This window comes from Pseudomonas sp. S3_B11, from assembly GCF_054667715.1.
Map to the genome: position 1 here is coordinate 6,268,954 of NZ_CP162749.1, position 17,502 is coordinate 6,286,455.

At 61.4% G+C, this 17,502-nt stretch carries 15 protein-coding genes and 1 pseudogene; 7 read left to right on the top strand and 9 right to left on the bottom strand.

Translation table 11 applies throughout. From position 1 onward, the window contains the following. Positions 1-172: 172 nt before the first annotated feature. The 4 genes from AB4O22_RS28015 to AB4O22_RS28030 are packed head-to-tail and all read right to left on the bottom strand — an operon-like array spanning position 173 to position 3,031. Positions 173-910, bottom strand: a complete 738-nt coding sequence (locus AB4O22_RS28015; protein WP_003206736.1) for an amino acid ABC transporter ATP-binding protein — start codon at positions 908-910, stop codon at positions 173-175. After that, positions 897-1,547: an amino acid ABC transporter permease gene (locus AB4O22_RS28020; protein WP_003206735.1), complete on the bottom strand. Its 651-nt coding sequence runs from the start codon at positions 1,545-1,547 to the stop codon at positions 897-899. Before AB4O22_RS28020 ends, AB4O22_RS28015 begins: the two co-directional genes overlap by 14 nt. Then, positions 1,544-2,224: an amino acid ABC transporter permease gene (locus AB4O22_RS28025; protein ID WP_003206733.1), complete on the bottom strand. Its 681-nt coding sequence runs from the start codon at positions 2,222-2,224 to the stop codon at positions 1,544-1,546. Before AB4O22_RS28025 ends, AB4O22_RS28020 begins: the two co-directional genes overlap by 4 nt. A gap of 21 nt (positions 2,225-2,245) precedes the next feature. Next, positions 2,246-3,031, bottom strand: coding sequence for a transporter substrate-binding domain-containing protein (locus AB4O22_RS28030; protein ID WP_460097633.1), 786 nt, complete (start codon positions 3,029-3,031; stop codon positions 2,246-2,248). A 253-nt stretch (positions 3,032-3,284) separates the two neighbouring features. On the opposite strand from AB4O22_RS28030, the gene AB4O22_RS28035 reads away from it, so the two are divergent. From AB4O22_RS28035 to AB4O22_RS28060, 6 genes are all read left to right on the top strand, one after another. After that, positions 3,285-3,992 (top strand): FadR/GntR family transcriptional regulator, encoded by a 708-nt coding sequence (locus tag AB4O22_RS28035; RefSeq protein ID WP_003206729.1) that lies wholly within the window; start codon positions 3,285-3,287, stop codon positions 3,990-3,992. A 121-nt stretch (positions 3,993-4,113) separates the two neighbouring features. Further along, positions 4,114-4,443 carry a thioredoxin TrxA gene (trxA, locus tag AB4O22_RS28040; RefSeq protein ID WP_003206727.1) on the top strand — a complete coding sequence of 110 codons (330 nt, stop codon included), beginning with the start codon at positions 4,114-4,116 and terminating at the stop codon, positions 4,441-4,443. Between the two features lie 241 nt (positions 4,444-4,684). Further along, positions 4,685-5,944 (top strand): transcription termination factor Rho, encoded by a 1,260-nt coding sequence (rho, locus tag AB4O22_RS28045; protein ID WP_003206716.1) that lies wholly within the window; start codon positions 4,685-4,687, stop codon positions 5,942-5,944. Between the two features lie 124 nt (positions 5,945-6,068). Beyond that, positions 6,069-7,535: a 4-hydroxy-3-polyprenylbenzoate decarboxylase gene (ubiD, locus tag AB4O22_RS28050; RefSeq protein ID WP_460097634.1), complete on the top strand. Its 1,467-nt coding sequence runs from the start codon at positions 6,069-6,071 to the stop codon at positions 7,533-7,535. Beyond that, positions 7,535-8,503, top strand: coding sequence for a CDP-6-deoxy-delta-3,4-glucoseen reductase (locus AB4O22_RS28055; RefSeq protein WP_003206708.1), 969 nt, complete (start codon positions 7,535-7,537; stop codon positions 8,501-8,503). The genes ubiD and AB4O22_RS28055 overlap by 1 nt, the downstream gene beginning before the upstream one ends. Before the next feature lie 322 nt (positions 8,504-8,825). Continuing rightward, complete coding sequence (locus AB4O22_RS28060) at positions 8,826-9,494, top strand: gamma-glutamylcyclotransferase (protein ID WP_003206704.1); 669 nt, start codon at positions 8,826-8,828, stop codon at positions 9,492-9,494. Here AB4O22_RS28060 and glpT read toward each other — a convergent pair. Together glpT and AB4O22_RS28070 are read right to left on the bottom strand one after the other, a co-directional pair. After that, positions 9,470-10,819, bottom strand: a complete 1,350-nt coding sequence (gene glpT / locus AB4O22_RS28065; protein WP_003206703.1) for a glycerol-3-phosphate transporter — start codon at positions 10,817-10,819, stop codon at positions 9,470-9,472. The two genes, AB4O22_RS28060 and glpT, sit on opposite strands and share 25 nt — an antisense overlap. 216 nt (positions 10,820-11,035) lie before the next feature. Further along, positions 11,036-12,013, bottom strand: coding sequence for an NADPH:quinone oxidoreductase family protein (locus AB4O22_RS28070; protein WP_013694521.1), 978 nt, complete (start codon positions 12,011-12,013; stop codon positions 11,036-11,038). Positions 12,014-12,163: 150 nt separating this feature from the next. Here AB4O22_RS28070 and AB4O22_RS28075 point away from each other — a divergent pair, with 150 nt between their 5' ends. Continuing rightward, positions 12,164-12,580 (top strand): flagellar basal body-associated protein FliL, encoded by a 417-nt coding sequence (locus AB4O22_RS28075; RefSeq protein ID WP_003206698.1) that lies wholly within the window; start codon positions 12,164-12,166, stop codon positions 12,578-12,580. Positions 12,581-12,647: 67 nt separating this feature from the next. Here the strand turns inward: AB4O22_RS28075 and AB4O22_RS28080 are convergent, their stop codons facing one another. The 3 genes and pseudogenes from AB4O22_RS28080 to AB4O22_RS28090 all read right to left on the bottom strand — a co-directional run bounded on the left by AB4O22_RS28080 (position 12,648) and on the right by AB4O22_RS28090 (position 17,450). Next, on the bottom strand, positions 12,648-13,766 hold the full coding sequence (locus AB4O22_RS28080; protein WP_013694520.1) for an ABC transporter permease: 1,119 nt from the start codon (positions 13,764-13,766) through the stop codon (positions 12,648-12,650). After that, positions 13,766-16,488: pseudogene (gene rbbA / locus AB4O22_RS28085) on the bottom strand (ribosome-associated ATPase/putative transporter RbbA). Before rbbA ends, AB4O22_RS28080 begins: the two are co-directional and overlap by 1 nt. Next, entirely contained in the window at positions 16,485-17,450 is a 966-nt protein-coding gene (locus tag AB4O22_RS28090; RefSeq protein ID WP_003206693.1) for an HlyD family secretion protein, read from the bottom strand. The pseudogene rbbA and the gene AB4O22_RS28090 overlap by 4 nt, the downstream one beginning before the upstream one ends. Positions 17,451-17,502 lie beyond the last annotated feature (52 nt).

The window sequence follows — 17,502 nt, forward strand, 5'->3', positions numbered from 1 at the left end:
CATCCTGCCACGATCGACCGCTTACGCCAACGCAAAGGCGACCGCTTTGCGGTCAATCGCGAGCAAGCTCGCTCCCACATGGGTTCTGCGTCGTGTGCACAATCGCAGGCAACCGATAATCCTGTGGGAGCGAGCTTGCTCGCGATGAGGCCTGAGCCGGTAACGCAGATTCTCAGGCTGCCGGCTCGACCATCCCGATAAAGTTCGCCAGCTCCGCCGTCTGCGGATTGGCGAACAGCACCTTGGGATCGCCCACCTCATGCACCTTGCCCTGGTGCATGAATACCAGCTTGTCGCCGACTTCCCGGGCAAAACGCATTTCATGGGTGACCATGATCAGCGTCATGCCTTCCTTGGCCAATTGGCGCACCACACTGAGCACTTCATTGACCAGCTCCGGGTCCAGGGCCGAGGTGATTTCGTCACACAGCAGCACCTTCGGCGACATCGCCAGCGCCCGGGCAATCGCGACCCGTTGTTGCTGGCCACCAGACAAGCGGTCCGGGAAGGCATCGAATTTCTCGCCAAGCCCGACCCGTTCCAGCATCTGCCGCGCCAGCACGGCCGCCTTGGCCTTGGGCACTTTTTGCACAACTTGCGGTGCGAGCATGACGTTCTCGCCCACCGTCAGGTGCGGGAACAGGTTGAACTGCTGGAACACCATTCCGACTTTCTGCCGCAGGCTGCGCAGGTCGGCGCGGGCCGCATCGAGGTATTCGCCGTCGACTTCGATCACGCCGTCGTTGATCGATTCCAATCCATTTAGGGTGCGCAGCAAGGTGGATTTGCCCGAGCCGCTGCGGCCGATGATCGCCACCACCTGGCCTTCCTCGACACTCAGGTCGATGCCTTTGAGCACGTGATGATCGCCGTAGTATTTATGCAGGGCGGTAATTCTAAGCAGAGGCATGCAGTCTCCTTTCCAGGTAGCGCGCACTGAGGGACAAGGGGTAGCAGAGCAGGAAATAGCCGAGGGCGACCAGGCCATAGACCATGAACGGCTCGAACGTGGCGTTGGCGAGCATGCCGCCGGTCTTGGTCAGTTCGGTAAAGCCAATGATCGAGGTCACGGCCGTGCCCTTGACCACCTGCACGGAAAAGCCCACGGTCGGCGCCACGGCGATGCGCAGGGCCTGGGGCAGGATCACGTAGCGCAACTGCTCCAGCGGGTTGAGGGCCAGGCTCGCCGAGGCTTCCCACTGGCCGTGGGAAATCGAGTCGACACAACCGCGCCAGATCTCCGCCAGGTAGGCGCTAGTAAACAGCGTCAAGGCAATCGCCGCCGCCATCCAGGGGGAAATCTCCACCCCGGCCAGGGCCACGCCGAAGAACACCAGGAACAGTTGCATCAACAGCGGTGTGCCTTGGAACAGCTCAATGTAGGTGCGGGCGATGTTGCGGGGCAGGGCGCTCTTGGAGATGCGCAACACCATGATCAGCAAGCCGATCACGCCGCCACCGATAAACGCCACCAGCGACAGCGCCAGGGTCCATTGCAGGCCGGTGAGCAGGTTGCGCACCACGTCCCAGAAAGTGAAATCGCTCATCGGCCGCTCCCGTTGCTGCTTTTGTACAGGCAGCGGCGACCCACCCAGTTCAGGAACTGGCGGATCAACAGCGCCATGCACAAGTAGATGAGCGTGGTCAGCGCATAGGTTTCGAAGGCGCGGAAGTTGCGCGACTGGATGAAGTTGGCGGCAAAGCTCAACTCTTCGGTGGCGATCTGCGAGCAGACCGCCGAGCCGAGCATCACGATGATGATCTGGCTGCTCAACGCCGGCCAGACCTTGCCCAGTGCCGGCAGCAGCACCACATGGCGGAAGGCCTCGAAACGGCTCATCGCCAGGGCCGCGGCGGCTTCCAGTTGCCCCCGCGGGATCGCCTGGATGCCGGCGCGGATGATCTCGGTGGAGTAGGCGCCGAGGTTGATCACCATCGCCAATACCGCCGCCTGCCATTCGGAAATCTGCAGGCCCAGGGACGGCAAGCCGAAGAAGATGAAAAATAGCTGCACCAGGAACGGTGTGTTGCGGATCAATTCCACGTACACGCCGAAGATCGCCGCGAACGGGCGAATGTTCCACGCCCGCACCACGGCCCCGACGATGCCCAGGCTGACCCCGAGCAACGTACCGATGGCCGTCAGTTCCAGGGTGAACAGCGCGCCGCGCAACAGCAGCTCGGTGTTTTGCACCACCGGCAGAAAATCGAACTGATAAGCCATGCTCAGCCTCTCAAGCGACGATCAGAGATCGGCCGGCAGCGGCTGCTTGAGCCAGGTCTGGGAGTTTTGCTCCAAGCTGCCATCGGTCTTGGCGGTGGCGAGGATCTGGTTGACCTTGTCCAATAGCGCCGGCTCGTTCTTGTTCACGCCTACGTACACCGGCGAGTCCTTGAGTTTTACCTTCAGCGCTGGAACACGCTTGGGGTTGCGTTCGCTGATGGCGACCATCACCACGTTGCCGCTGGCGATCAGGTCCACTTGACCGGCCAGGTAGGCGGCGATGGTCGAGTTGTTGTCTTCGAAGCGCTTGATGGTGGTGCCTTCGGGGGCGACCTTGGTCAGCTCGATGTCTTCGATGGCGCCACGGGTGACGCTGATGGTCTTGCCCTTGAGGTCGTCCAGGTTGTTGATGGCGGCGTCAGGCGGGCCGAACACGGCCAGGTAGAACGGCGCGTAGGCGCTGGAGAAGTCGATGACCTTTTCTCGCTCCGGGTTCTTGCCCAGGCTGGAAATCACCAGGTCGACCTTGCCCGTGGTCAGGAAGGGGATGCGGTTGGTGCTGTTGACCGGCGTCAGTTCAAGCTTGACCTTGAGCTGGTCGGCCAGCAGTTTTGCAGTGTCGATGTCCAGGCCGCGGGGTTTCATGTCCGGGCCTACCGAACCGAATGGAGGGAAGTCCTGGGGCACGGCAACCTTGAGGGTGCCACGCTTGACCACGTCTTCCAGGCCATCGGCGTGGGCGGGTAGCTGACAGAGCATCAGGCTGGCAAACAGGGCTGTGAGCAGGGCGCTGCAACGCTGAATCATGGCGAATCTCCGCAATCGGTGATGTGATTTCTGCGTTCGGACAGAGCACAGGCCATGCCAAGGCGACTTTTCAGCGGGCAAGCCACGGTTTTGCTGGTGGGGAGCGGTCTTACTGGTCTGAACAGTCGTGGCATTTTTCGCACCGTTATCGGGCGTCGGTATTTGTCGCCGAACCCTGCTGGGGCACGACTTGCCGGGCGCGGCGAATAGCTTTACAACTAGCCGCTCACTGGCCCGGTTCGTCTTGAAAATCATGAATTCCATCGCTCGCGCCGTTCCTGAAGTGGCCCTGCAAGCCATCCGCAAACTGATTGTCGATGAAGGCTTCGGCCCGGGCGATGCGTTGCCGTCGCAACGGGACCTGGCGCTGCAATTGGGGGTGAGTCGGGCGTCGCTGCGCGAAGCGCTGTCATCCCTCAGTGCCCTGGGCATGATTAGCGTGCAGCCGGGCAAGGGGGTGTTCGTGCAGGCCCCGGTAGAGGCCCCGCGCAGCGAATCGGCGCCGGGCTGGCCGTTCGCGGCCCAGGCCTCGCCAGTGGATATCTTCCAGTTGCGCTACGCCCTGGAGGGTTTCGCGGCGGGGTTGGCGGCGGTGACCCTCAGCGCCGATGAGCTGGACACGCTGCAAGACAATGTCGAAGCCATGCGCCGTGAACTGAAGATCGGCGATTTCGACGCCGCCGCGCGGCTGGATTTCGAATTTCATCGGCGAATCCTGTTGGCCAGCGGCAATCAGGCGATGCTGAGCATCCTTACTGCCAGCGCCGACATCTTCCTGGAAAGCCAGAAACTACCGTTCATCAGGGCGGAGCGGGCGATGGAAACCTGGCAGGAGCATCGCAAGATCCTTCGCGCCCTGGCTCGTCGGGCTTCAGGCGCTGCGCAAAAAGCCATGCAGGAACATGTACGTAACGCTGCACTGCGTACCGGGATTTCCTTCGTCGCCCCCGCGGCTTCGTGACCTCGGCCATACCCAAAGCCATCGACCGCCATAGCGAGACTCAATCAACTGCGGCTTCCTGAACCCGGGAAGGGCCGCTATGATGGGCCACGTTTTTTTGCTGACAACCCCGGAGATTTCCATGAGCAGCGATCTGATCAAACACGTTAGCGACGCTAGCTTCGAGGCTGACGTACTCAAGGCCGAAGGCGCGGTACTGGTCGACTATTGGGCTGAGTGGTGCGGTCCCTGCAAAATGATTGCCCCGGTCCTGGACGAGATTGCCGAGACCTACAAAGGCAAGCTGACCGTTGCCAAGCTGAACATCGACGAAAACCAGGAGACTCCGGCCAAGCACGGCGTACGTGGTATCCCGACCCTGATGCTGTTCAAGAACGGCAACGTCGAAGCCACCAAAGTGGGTGCGCTGTCGAAGTCGCAACTGGCTGCTTTCCTCGACGCCAACATCTAAGCGCCGAATGCCACTGGAAAAGCCCCGCAAATCGCGGGGCTTTTTCGTTATTCGGGGCTAGACGCTTGCAAACCCAGGTGGTACATTCGGCCCCGCACTGGTTTCTCCATTGCCCCCTGCAAGCCGTCGCCGACGCTCTCCTTTCGAATAAGTACGCGATCCTGTCGCCTTCTCCGCGGCGCGGCCTCATTAAGCCAAAAGCTTAATTTCCCCCCTCCATAAATGATTACGTCATTCCTATATGAATCTGACTGAACTCAAGCAAAAGCCGATTACCGAACTGCTCGAATTGGCCGAACAGATGGGCATAGAAAATATGGCCCGTTCGCGCAAGCAGGACGTGATTTTCTCCCTGCTCAAGAAGCACGCGAAAAGCGGCGAGGAAATCTCCGGTGATGGCGTGCTGGAGATTCTCCAGGACGGCTTCGGCTTCCTTCGCTCCGCAGACGCTTCCTATCTCGCCGGCCCAGACGATATCTACGTCTCGCCGAGCCAGATCCGTCGCTTCAACTTGCGCACCGGTGACACCATCGTTGGCAAGATCCGCCCTCCGAAGGAAGGCGAGCGTTACTTCGCCCTGCTCAAGGTCGACACGATCAACTTCGACCGTCCGGAAAACGCGAAAAACAAGATTCTCTTCGAGAACCTGACCCCGCTGTTTCCGACCGTGCGCATGAAGATGGAAGCCGGCAACGGTTCCACCGAAGACCTCACCGGTCGTGTCATCGACCTGTGCGCACCCATCGGCAAGGGTCAGCGTGGCCTGATCGTGGCGCCGCCGAAAGCGGGCAAGACGATCATGCTGCAGAACATCGCGGCCAACATCGCCCGTAACAACCCTGAAGTTCACCTGATCGTGCTGCTGATCGACGAACGTCCGGAAGAAGTGACCGAGATGCAGCGCACCGTGCGCGGCGAAGTGGTCGCCTCGACGTTCGACGAGCCGCCGACCCGCCACGTGCAGGTTGCCGAAATGGTGATCGAGAAGGCCAAGCGCCTGGTCGAGCACAAGAAGGACGTGGTGATCCTGCTGGACTCCATCACCCGTCTGGCCCGTGCCTACAACACCGTGATCCCGAGCTCCGGCAAGGTGCTGACCGGTGGTGTCGATGCCCACGCGCTGGAAAAACCGAAGCGTTTCTTCGGCGCCGCGCGGAACATCGAGGAAGGCGGTTCGCTGACCATCATCGCCACCGCGCTGGTTGAAACCGGTTCGAAGATGGACGAAGTGATCTACGAGGAATTCAAGGGCACCGGCAACATGGAGCTGCCTCTGGATCGCCGTATCGCCGAGAAGCGTGTATTCCCGGCCATCAACATCAACCGTTCCGGCACACGCCGCGAAGAGTTGCTGACCGCCGACGACGAGTTGCAGCGCATGTGGATCCTGCGCAAGCTGCTGCATCCGATGGATGAAGTCGCCGCCATCGAGTTCCTGGTCGACAAGCTGAAGACGACCAAGACCAACGACGAGTTCTTCCTGTCGATGAAACGCAAGTAACTCGACAAGACAGGCCAGCAAGAGCCGGGGAAACCCGGCTTTTTGCTATCTGTGCATTCACTATTCTGGACGGGCGGCGTTAAACTCGGGCCCCCGAACGCCACGGCCACCATGAGGCTTTTGCATGCAGTATCGCGACTTGCGCGACTTTATCAGCGGGCTGGAACAGCGCGGCGAACTCAAGCGCATCCAGGTGCCGGTGTCCCCCGTCCTGGAAATGACCGAGGTCTGCGACCGCACCCTGCGTGCAAAAGGCCCGGCGCTGTTGTTCGAAAACCCGACGGGCTACGACATTCCGGTCTTGGGCAACCTGTTCGGCACGCCGGAACGCGTGGCCCTGGGCATGGGTGCCGAAGCCGTCAGCGAACTGCGCGAAATCGGTAAGCTGCTGGCGTTCCTCAAGGAGCCCGAGCCGCCCAAAGGCCTGAAGGACGCTTGGTCCAAGCTGCCGATTTTCCGCAAGATCATTTCCATGGCGCCGAAAGTCGTCAAGGACGCGATCTGCCAGGAAGTGGTGATCGAGGGCGAAGATGTCGACCTGTCCATGCTCCCGGTGCAGACCTGCTGGCCGGGTGATGTAGGGCCACTGATCACCTGGGGCCTGACCGTTACCAAAGGCCCGAACAAGGATCGCCAGAACCTGGGCATCTATCGTCAGCAGGTGATTGGTCGCAACAAGGTCATCATGCGCTGGCTGAGCCATCGCGGCGGCGCACTGGACTACCGTGAGTGGTGTGAAAAACACCCCGGCCAGCCATTCCCGGTGTCGGTGGCCCTGGGCGCGGACCCGGCGACCATCCTCGGTGCCGTCACGCCGGTGCCTGACAGCCTCTCCGAATATGCGTTCGCCGGCCTGTTGCGAGGCAACCGCACCGAACTGGTGAAATGCCGCGGCAACGACCTGCAAGTGCCGGCCACCGCCGAGATCATCCTCGAAGGGGTGATCCATCCTGGTGAAATGGCTGATGAAGGTCCGTACGGCGACCACACCGGTTACTACAACGAAGTTGACAGCTTCCCGGTGTTCACCGTCGAGCGCATCACCCATCGGATCAAGCCGATTTACCACAGCACCTACACCGGTCGTCCGCCCGATGAGCCGGCTATTCTGGGGGTGGCGTTGAACGAAGTGTTCGTGCCGATCCTGCAGAAGCAGTTTCCGGAAATCACCGATTTCTATTTGCCGCCGGAAGGCTGTTCGTATCGCATGGCCGTGGTGACCATGAAGAAGTCGTATCCGGGGCATGCCAAGCGGGTGATGCTCGGTGTCTGGTCGTTTTTGCGACAGTTCATGTACACCAAGTTCGTTATCGTCACCGACGACGATATCAACGCACGGGACTGGAACGACGTGATCTGGGCCATCACCACGCGCATGGACCCCAAGCGCGACACGGTGATGATCGAGAATACGCCGATCGACTACCTCGACTTCGCCTCGCCGGTGTCCGGCCTGGGGTCGAAGATGGGGCTCGATGCCACGCATAAATGGCCCGGTGAAACCACCCGTGAGTGGGGCCGGGTTATCGTCAAGGATGAGGCCGTTACCCAACGGATCGATGCCATCTGGAATCAGTTAGGAATAGATTGATGCGTGTAACCTTGCAGCCTTCCGGGGCGGTGCTGGAGATCCGGCCCGCCGAGCGGATTCTCGATGGCGCGCGGCGCCTGGGCTATGAATGCCCGCAAAGCTGCCGTAACGGCAACTGCCATGTCTGTGGCGCGTTGTTGGTGGAAGGCCGCGTGGAGCAGGCGGGCGAGGTGCGCGATCATGGTGAGATCTTCACGTGCATCGCCGAGCCGCTGGAGGACTGCGTGGTGTTGTGGGATGGCGTGCTGTCGCCGGGTGAGCTACCGGTACGCAACCTGGCGTGCCAGGTGGTCGAGTGCGCCGACGTGGGGGGCGATGTCTGGCGCGTGCACCTGCGTGCGCCGGCCGGCAAGCCGCCGCGCTATCACGCCGGGCAGTACCTGATGATCGAACGGGAAAACGGCGAAAAATCGGCCTTCTCCCTGGCCTCGGCACCACATTCGGGGCGCGAGCTGCAATTACACGTATTGGTGCGCGAAAGCAGTGCACAAGCCCTGCTGGAGCAACTGCGACGCAACCCCAGCGTGCGTATCGAGATGCCTTTTGGCGACACGCATTTGTCCGAACTGCCGGACGGACCGTTGGTGTTGATCGCCGCCGGAACCGGCATGGCGCAGATGCACAGCCTGATCGAGCATTGCCGGGCAGCGGGTTTCAAGCACCCGGTGCACCTGTATTGGGGTGTGCGGCGGCCGGAAGATTTCTATGAAATCGAGCATTGGGACGAATGGAAAAAACTGCCGAACCTGTTCCTGCATAAAGTCGTCAGCGACTTGTGCGGCTGGGAAGGGCGCTGCGGCATGCTCCACGAAGCCGTGTGCGAGGACATCAGCGATCTTTCCGGCGTGCACGTCTACGCCAGCGGCTCGCCGGCCATGATCTACGCCACGCTCGATGCGCTGGTGGAAGCCGGCATGGACGCCCATCAAATGCGCGCCGACGTGTTTGCGTATGCGCCGCGGGCTTGAGCCACTCTTGAAATTTGCCTGAGGTCTGCTTTTGTGGCGAGGGAATTTCCGCTTTGTGGGAGCAAGCCTTGCCCGCGAAACAGGCAACTTGGTCTCTGAAAGACCGCATCGCTCTCATCGCGGGCAAGCCTTGCTCCCACAGGGTTATAGGCCTGACGATATATCTATTCGATATTTAGCGTGCGCACTAGATGTCGTTAAGGTATATGCCAACATCATAGGCAGGAGTGGCATCCAACTTGCCTTGATCTCTATGTGCGCCAGCATCATGACGGCGCGCGACCGAACTCTTTGACCCGCGAGGAGCCAAACGCTACCGGCCATGACCGCTATCGAATCCGCCATTAGCTGTGCCTTGTACCCGCCACGACTCGAGCTGGGGCCGCAATTGACCCGTGAGCAACTGCTCGCCTCGATGCAATTGACCATGAGCCTCCACCAGGGCGGTCCGGTCTGGCTGTTCGCATACGGTTCATTGATCTGGCGGCCCGAATGCACGGCGGTGGAGCGGATGCGCGGCCGGGTCCATGGTTATCATCGCGGTTTGTACCTGTGGTCCCACGAGCATCGCGGTACACCGGAGTTGCCGGGGCTGGTGTTCGGGCTGGATCGCGGCGGCTCGTGCAGCGGTTTCGCCTACCGATTGCCGGAGGAGAATCTCGAGGACTCGCTGTTTGCCTTGTGGCAACGCGAGATGCCGGTCCCGTCCTATCGCCCGCACTGGCTCAGTTGCCGTCTCGAGGATGGCAGCCGGGTGCAAGCCTTGGGGTTCGTGCTGGAGCGACACCTGCCCAGCTATGCCGGCAACCTGCCGGACCATGTGCTGAGCCAGGTATTTGAAAGCGCCTGTGGGCGTTACGGCACCACTCGCGATTATGTCGAGCAGACCATCCACGCCCTGCGCAGCCACGCCATGCCAGACCGGAATCTGGAGGCGCGGCTCAAGCGCTGCAAATCAGCGCTGGATCAGGCGACCGCTTCGCGGCTCTGACTGGCGATCTGCTTGTGCCACAGGGTTGGCGCGAGGAAGGCCATCGCCAGCAGGCAGGCGACAACCAGTAGGATGAAACCGCCATCCCAGCCGAAATAGTCCACCGTGTAGCCCATCATGGCACTGGCCGCGACCGAACCACCGAGATAGCCAAACAGACCGGTAAAGCCGGCAGCCGTGCCCGCCGCTTTCTTGGGCACCAGCTCCAGCGCCTGCAGGCCTACCAGCATGACCGGACCGTAGATCAGAAAGCCGATCGCGAACAGCGAGATCATGTCGACCATCGGGTTGCCCGGCGGATTCAGCCAGTAAACGATCGTCGCAACGGTCACCAATGCCATGAACACCATGCCCGTCAGGCCACGGTTGCCCCGGAAGATCTTGTCCGACATCCACCCGCACAGCAGCGTGCCGGGAATGCCGGCCCACTCGTACAGGAAGTAAGCCCAGGACGTCTTGTCGAAGTTGAAGTGCTTGACCTCTTTAAGGTAGGTCGGCGCCCAATCCAGGATGCCGTAGCGCAACAAGTAGACGAAGACGTTGGCCAGCGCGATGAACCAGAGCATTTTGTTGCGCAGCACGTATTTGACGAAGATGTCCTTGGCGCTGAACTCTTCTTCGTGGCTGGCATCGTAGCCTTCCGGGTAATCGTTCTTGTACTTCTCGATGGGTGGCAAGCCCGTCGATTGCGGCGTGTCGCGCATGACAATGAAGGCAAATACAGCGACCAGCAGCGCCACCGCTGCCGGTACGTAGAACTTGCTGTGCCAGTCGTTGAACCAGCCCATGCCAAGTATCGCCAGTGGACCGATCAGGCCGCCGCCGACGTTGTGGGCGGTGTTCCATACCGAAACCACACCGCCGCGTTCTTTCTGCGACCACCAGTGGACCATGGTGCGCCCGCTAGGTGGCCAACCCATGCCTTGGGCCCAACCGTTGATGAACAACAGGATGAACATCATGGTCACGCTGGAGGTTGCCCACGGTGCGAAACCGAAAACGAACATGACGCCGGCGGACACGATCAGGCCAAAGGGCAGGAAGTAACGAGGGTTGGAGCGGTCGGACACGATGCCCATCAAAAACTTGGAAAGGCCGTAGGCGATCGCGATCGCCGACATCGCCACCCCCAGTTGGCCTTTTGTATAGCCTTGGGCGATCAGATCCGGAAATGCCAGGGTGAAGTTCTTGCGTAGCAGGTAGTAACCCGCATACCCAATGAAAATCCCGGCGAAAATCTGCCAGCGAAGGCGTCGATAGGTGCTGTCTATTTTTTCTTCAGGCAATGGAGCCTGATGTGCGGCAGGGCGAAAGAAAGCAAACATTCAAGAGCTCCAGATTTCTTGTTTTGACTGCGGATGCGAATGTTACAGTTTCGTTACCGAAAATAGCATCGGTTCGCATCAACAAAAAAGCAGGAATGTTGGAGATGTTGTGTTCTTTTATGAACATGTCGCTCAGGTATAACTGAAGGGCGGTGTGGGAATGGCGAAACCGGGTCGTAGGGTTACGGCCCGGTATAAAACAATTCAGGTAAGCAATCAGCGAACCTGAATCACCACTTTTCCGACCGCCTTGCGTTGGCCAAGATCATTGATGGCTTGTGCCGCATTGCTCAGCGGGTACACCTGCGACACCAGCGGCTTGAGCTTGCCCTCGGCAAACCAGCCGAACAATTGCTGGAAGTTGGCGGCGTTGTCCTGAGGCTGGCGCTGGGCGAAGGAGCCCCAGAACACACCCACCACGGCGGCGCCCTTGAGCAGGGCCAGGTTCACCGGCAGTTCGGGGATGCGTCCGCTGGCGAAGCCGACCACCAGCAACCGGCCGTTCCAGGCGATGGCGCGGATGGCCTGGTCGAACAGGTCGCCACCCACCGGATCGTAGATCACATCGGCACCCTGGCCGTCGGTGAGACGCTTGATTTCATCCTTCAGGCTGGTTTCGTTGTAGTTGATCAATTCGTCGGCGCCAGCAGCCTTCGCCACGGCGAGTTTCTCTGCGCTGCTGGCGGCAGCGATCACCCGGGCGCCCATGGCTTTGCCGATCTCCACCGCCGCCAGGCCGACACCACCGGATGCGCCGAGCACCAGCAGGGTTTCGCCGGGTTGCAGGTTGGCCCGTTGCTTGAGGGCGTGCATCGAGGTGCCGTACGTCATGCTGAAGGCGGCGGCGGTGTTGAAATCCATGGACGCAGGAATCGGCAACACGTTGTAGCCAGGTACCGCCACCTGTTCGGCAAAGCTGCCCCAGCCGGTCAGCGCCATCACCCGGTCGCCAACCTTCAAGTGGCTGACTTTCTCTCCCACTTCGCTGACCACGCCGGCGGCTTCGCCTCCTGGGGAAAACGGGAAGGGTGGCTTGAATTGGTATTTGCCCTCGATGATCAGCGTGTCAGGGAAGTTCACCCCGGCGGCATGCACCTCCAGCAGCACTTCGTTCTTCTTGGCGACGGGGCTGGCGACGTCTTCCAGCACCAGCGAATCGGCGGGGCCGAATTCTTTGCACAGCACGGCTTTCATCAGGGCTATTCCTTTGGGAGTGATGGCCGATAAGTGTAGGTGTGAGAGACAACGGGTCAACGAGCATGCCCTGCCCTGATAGCCGGCTATAAGCTTGTGCTTGAACGGCGGGGCGGTATGCTGGGCCGCAAACCGGATGAGGAATCAATTGTGAAAGCGTGGATCATGTTGATGCTGGCCCTGTCGTTGCCTGTGGCAGCGATGGCCGAAGAGGGCAAGGAAGCGAAGGAAGGTGAGGCGCCGAAGGTCAGCTACATCACCCTCAGCCCACCCTTTGTCGGCAACTATGGGCTCGACGGTTCGGCGAAGCTGAGGGTCTACAAGGCCGATGTGGCCCTGCGTGTGACGGGAGATGCTGCTGCGGCGGCGGTCAAGGCCAATGAACCGTTGATTCGCAACCAGTTGGTGGCGCTGTTCGCCCAGCAGACCACCGAGGCCATGAATAACCTGGAAGCCAAGGAAAAGCTGCGCCAGGAAGCGTTGAAGCAGACCCAGCAGGTGATGAACGACGAAACCGGCAAGCCGATGGTCGATGACCTGTTGTTCAACAACCTGATCATTCAGTAAACCGGCTCGATCGCAGCCTTTGGCAGTGCCCGGATCTCCTGGCGCTGCCCAAGGCTGCTTTTTTTCGTCAAGACGCCAGGCTTTTCCGAAACCGGGCCAGGGCGATTGCAAAGAACAAAAGCCCGATGGCCGCCAGCGCCAGCAGGTCCGGCCAGATCACGCCAGGGCCGGCATCACGGAACAGGATCGCCGCGCTGAGGCTGACGAAATGCGTCGAGGGCGAGCCTTGCATCACCCATTGCAACCATTGCGGCATGCTGTCCAGCGGTGTGCTGCCGCCCGACAACAGCAGCATCGGGATGATGACCGGGATCGCCAGCAAACCGAACTGCGGCGTCGAACGAGCGAGGGTGGCGAGGAAGATGCCCAGTGAGGTGCTGGCGAACAGGTAGAGTGCGGTCACCAGCAGGAAGAGCACCATGGAGCCGGCGAGTGGAACCCCCAAGGCGAACTTGACGATGATTTCCAGCGACGCCCATGTGCACAGTACCACCACCAGCAGGTTGCTCCAGATTTTCGCCAGCATGATTTCCAATGCCGTCAGCGGCAGCACCAGCAAGTGGTCGAGGGTGCCGTGCTCGCGCTCGCGCAGCAGCGCGGTCCCCGTCAGGATGATGGCCAGGATCGTGATGTTGTTGACGATCTGGATCACCGCCAGGAACCAGCCACCTTCCAGGTTGGTATTGAACAGCGAACGCGTGGTCAGCCTCACGGGTGTTGCTTCGCTCGTTTGTGCCTGGCCGGCGTAGGTCGTCAGTTCCTGTTGGAAAATCCGTCCTATATAGCCGGCGCCCATGAACGCCTGGCTCATGGCCGTGGCGTCGACGTTGAGTTGCAGCGTCGGTTCGCGTCCTGCGAGCAGGTCGGCCTGGAAGTTGGCGGGCACATTAATGACAAAGGTGTAGCGGCCACTGTCCATGACTTTGTCCAGTTCGGCATAGGGCAGGGCCACCGGGTTCTGGAACTCCGGCGGTTGCAGGACCTGGGCCAATTGGCGCGAGAGATGGCTCTGGTCTTCGTCCACTATTGCGACACTGGCGTTGTGGACGCCGATTACCGAACCGGCGGCCGGCATGTAGATCGCCACCGTGAAGGCGTAGCCCAAAAACAGCAGCAGGACGGAGTCGTACCGCAGGCTGGTCAGTTCCTTGAGCCCCAGACGCCAGATATGTGAAAGCGTGTGCATCAGGCCTCCTGCTTTTTCAGCATGATCAGGCTGAGCCCGGTGAAACCCAGGAAAAACCCGCCCAGCGCCAGGCATTGCGGCCATAGCTGGCGCAGATCCAGGGCCTTGGTGAAGGTGCCGACGGCTATATCGAGGAAATAACCGGCGGGAAACAACTGGCCCATCACCGAGGCCGCGCCGTCCAGGGACGAACGCGGCACGATCAGCCCCGAGAACTGGATGGTCGGCAGGCTGGTGATGATCATGGTGCCGAGGATCGCCGCGATCTGGGTGCGGGTGAACGCCGAGATCAGCAGCCCCATGCTGGTGGTCGCCAGTACATAGAGGAGGCCGCCCACCGCCAGCGTCAGGCCGCTGCCCTTGAACGGCACACCGAACAGCCAGCGGTTCATCGCTGTCAGCAGGGCCAGGTTGATCAGGCTGACCGCCAGGTAGGGCACTTGTTTGCCCAGCAGGAACTCCAGGCGGGTCAGCGGCGTGGCGTAGAAATTGGTGATCGAACCCAGCTCCTTCTCCCGCACGATGCCCAGCGCCGTCAACATGGCCGGAATGAACGCCAGGATCAGCGCCATGACCCCAGGGCCGATGGCGTTGACGCTGACCACGTCCTGGTTGTAGCGAAAGCGCGTCTCCAGCGTCGCGCCGGGTTGCCGGTTCGGTGCGCGGCTGCTGAGTTCGGCCAGTTGCTCAAGGTTGGCCTGGTGCACGGCCTGGACGTAGTTGCGACTGGTCTCGGCCCGAAACGGTATGCCGCCGTCCAGCCAGGCGCCCACTGTCGGCTGGCGGCCAGCGTAAAGGTCACGTCCAAACCCAGGGGGATTTCCAGGGCCAGCTTGATCTCCGAGCGCTGCAAACGTCGATGCAGCTCCTTCGCGTCGCGGATGATCGGCTGCTCCTCGAAGTAGCGCGAGCTGCGGAACGCTTCCAGGTAGGCACGGCTTTGCGGGCTCTGATCCTGGTCATACACGGCGAAGGCCAGTTTCTCCACATCGAGGGAAATACCGAAGCCGAAGACCACCATCATGAACAAGGCGCCCAGCAAGGCGAATGCCATCCGCACCTTGTCGCGCAGCAGCTCCTTGCCCTCCCGGCTGGCAACGGCCCACAGGCGACCGAGGCTCAGGCCGCGCCGGTCCCGGGGGGCGTCGGCACTGTCGAGGGTCACGGGAGCGGCGTCTTGTTGCGTCTCGCCCTGGGCTTTCTCCAGGCAGGTGACGAACGCGGCTTCCAGCGTCTGGCCGTTGAACTGCGCCTGCAAGGCCGCCGGCGTGTCACAAGCCAGGACCTTGCCGGCGTGCATCAGCGAAATGCGATCGCAGCGCTGGGCCTCGTTCATGAAATGGGTGGAAAGGAAAATTGTCACGCCCTGTTCGCGAGACAACTCGATCAACAGCCGCCAGAAATCATCCCGCGCAGCCGGATCGACACCCGAGGTCGGCTCATCGAGGATCAGCACTTCCGGGCGATGCAACACTGCCACCGCCAGGGACAAACGTTGGCGCAGGCCCAGTGGCAGCGAGCCGGAAGGCTGGTCCGCCAGCGCCTGGAGATTGAAGCGCTGGATCAGTTCGTCGATGCGCTGGCGACTGTCCGTCGTGGGCAGGTCGAAGAGCTTGGCGTGCAGCTCCAGGTTTTGGCGCACGCTCAGTTCGCCGTACAGCGAAAAACTCTGGGACATGAAACCCACCCGCTTGCGGGTGGCGAGGTCCTTGGCGTTGACCGGGTTGCCCAGCAGCCGGGCACTGCCTTCGCTGGCAGGGATCAGCCCGGTCAGCACCTTCATGGTGGTGGTCTTGCCGCAACCGTTGGAACCCAGGAACCCAAAGATCTCGCCGCGACCAATCGCGAAGCTGACGTTGTCGACGGCGGTGAAATCACCGAAGCGCAAAGTGAGGTCGTGGGCTTCGATGGCAATGTCGATGGTGTTGGCGCTCCTGGGGGGGATCACCAGCGGCTCGGCATCGCGGCCGCTGTCGCCCTGGAAATGGGTGAAGGCCGAATCGAGCTTGCCGTCCGGGGTGACCTTGGCCAGCTCCGCACTCAGGCCCTTGGCGATCAAGCGACCGTTGTCGAGCATCAGGCAATGCTCGAACTGTTCGGCCTCTTCCATGTACGCGGTGGCGACCAGCAGGGTCAGTTGCGGGCGTTGTCGGCGCACGTCTTCTATCAGTTCCCAGAAGCGCCGCCGGGACAGCGGGTCCACGCCGGTGGTGGGTTCGTCGAGAATCAGCAGGTCCGGTTCATGGATCAGCGCGCAACACAGGCCGAGCTTCTGTTTCATGCCGCCGGACAGCTTGCCCGCCGGACGATCGGCAAAACGCTGCAGATCGGTGGCCAGCAGCAAAGTGCCCATGCGTTGTTCGCAGTCTGCCCGCGATAACCCGAACAGCGTGCCGAAGAAGCGAATGTTCTCGCGTATCGACAGGTCCGGGTAAAGGTTGCCCCCAAGCCCTTGGGGCATGAAGGCAATGCGTCGGTAGAGGGTGTTGCGATGGCGTCGGTCGTCGATCGAGGCGCCGAGCACGTCCAGTTGGCCGTGCTGGAGTTTCTTCACTCCGGCAATCAGCCCCAGCAGGCTCGACTTGCCGGCGCCGTCCGGGCCGATCAGGCCGCAGCGAGTGCCGACGGGCAGGCTGAAGGCGATATCGCTCAATGCCACCTGCTGGCCGTAGCGATGCTCGATGCCCGAGGCGTGCAATGCCTCGTCGAGGACGGTGCTCATTGCAGGTTGGCCGGCCAGTCGATGGGGGCGGTGCGTACATAGCCGGCACCGGGCATGCCGGGTTTGGCCTGGGGCACTTCGCCGGGTTGGGTCAGGCGTACTTTGACGCGGAACACCAGTTTCTGGCGTTCATCACGGGTCTCGACTTCTTTCGGGGTGAACTGGGATTTGGCCGCGACGAAGCTGACCTTGGCCGGCAGCGGTCGCTCGGGCAGGGCGTCGAGCAGCAGGCGCGCTTCATTGCCCACCGCCAGTTTTCCGGCCACCGAGGCCGGCAGGTAGAGGTTCATGTATTGATCGTTCGGATCGATCATCAGCAACACCCGGCCGCCGGCGCCCAGCACTTCACCCGGCTCGGCCAGGCGCAACTGGATCACGCCGTCGAGTGGCGCCCGCAACGTACTGTCATCTATTTCACTGGTGAGCTGGGCCACTTGGGCCAGGGTCGCGCCGATGGCCGCATTCGCCGCCGATACCTGGGCCCGAGCGGCGTTGACCGCAGCGTTGGCGGTGTCGACGCGGGCTTGTTGCTGGTCGATGACCTGGCCGCTGGCGTAACCGCGCTTGAACAGTTCCTGGGTCCGCTTGAGTTCCTGGTGAGCGAGCAATTGTTCGCTCTGGCGCAACTGTACGTTGGCTTCGGTGGCGGCAAGGTTCTGTCGGGCACGCACGACTTCGGCCTCGGCCTGATTGCGCTGGGCCTCCAGGGTGCGGGTGTCCATGCGCGCCAGCACTTGGCCCTTGATGACGTTGTCGCCTTCGTCGACATGAACTTCGGCCAGGCGTCCGGGCGTCTTGCTGGCGATCTGGACCTCGGTGGCCTCCAGGCGGCCGTTGCCCATGCTCAAGCCTTCCGGCAGGCGATCGTGGCGTGACTTCCAGTAGCCGAAACCGCCGGCGGCCAGCAACACGGTCATCAAGGCAAAGGCAAAAAAACGCGAGGTACGATGGTTCGTCGACATGTCCGGCATCCTGCGGCTATAGCATCGAAGTCTGCGGGATCAATGACCGATC

Coding starts and splice junctions, on each gene's coding strand:
- glpT (WP_003206703.1), bottom strand. CDS start 10,819: ATGTTTGCTTTCTTTCGCCCTGCCGCACATCAGGCTCCATTGCCTGAA.
- AB4O22_RS28055 (WP_003206708.1), top strand. CDS start 7,535: ATGCGTGTAACCTTGCAGCCTTCCGGGGCGGTGCTGGAGATCCGGCCC.
- AB4O22_RS28070 (WP_013694521.1), bottom strand. CDS start 12,013: ATGAAAGCCGTGCTGTGCAAAGAATTCGGCCCCGCCGATTCGCTGGTG.
- AB4O22_RS28080 (WP_013694520.1), bottom strand. CDS start 13,766: ATGCACACGCTTTCACATATCTGGCGTCTGGGGCTCAAGGAACTGACC.
- rho (WP_003206716.1), top strand. CDS start 4,685: ATGAATCTGACTGAACTCAAGCAAAAGCCGATTACCGAACTGCTCGAA.
- AB4O22_RS28015 (WP_003206736.1), bottom strand. CDS start 910: ATGCCTCTGCTTAGAATTACCGCCCTGCATAAATACTACGGCGATCAT.
- ubiD (WP_460097634.1), top strand. CDS start 6,069: ATGCAGTATCGCGACTTGCGCGACTTTATCAGCGGGCTGGAACAGCGC.
- AB4O22_RS28090 (WP_003206693.1), bottom strand. CDS start 17,450: ATGTCGACGAACCATCGTACCTCGCGTTTTTTTGCCTTTGCCTTGATG.
- trxA (WP_003206727.1), top strand. CDS start 4,114: ATGAGCAGCGATCTGATCAAACACGTTAGCGACGCTAGCTTCGAGGCT.
- AB4O22_RS28025 (WP_003206733.1), bottom strand. CDS start 2,224: ATGGCTTATCAGTTCGATTTTCTGCCGGTGGTGCAAAACACCGAGCTG.
- AB4O22_RS28035 (WP_003206729.1), top strand. CDS start 3,285: ATGAATTCCATCGCTCGCGCCGTTCCTGAAGTGGCCCTGCAAGCCATC.
- AB4O22_RS28020 (WP_003206735.1), bottom strand. CDS start 1,547: ATGAGCGATTTCACTTTCTGGGACGTGGTGCGCAACCTGCTCACCGGC.
- AB4O22_RS28060 (WP_003206704.1), top strand. CDS start 8,826: ATGACCGCTATCGAATCCGCCATTAGCTGTGCCTTGTACCCGCCACGA.
- AB4O22_RS28030 (WP_460097633.1), bottom strand. CDS start 3,031: ATGATTCAGCGTTGCAGCGCCCTGCTCACAGCCCTGTTTGCCAGCCTG.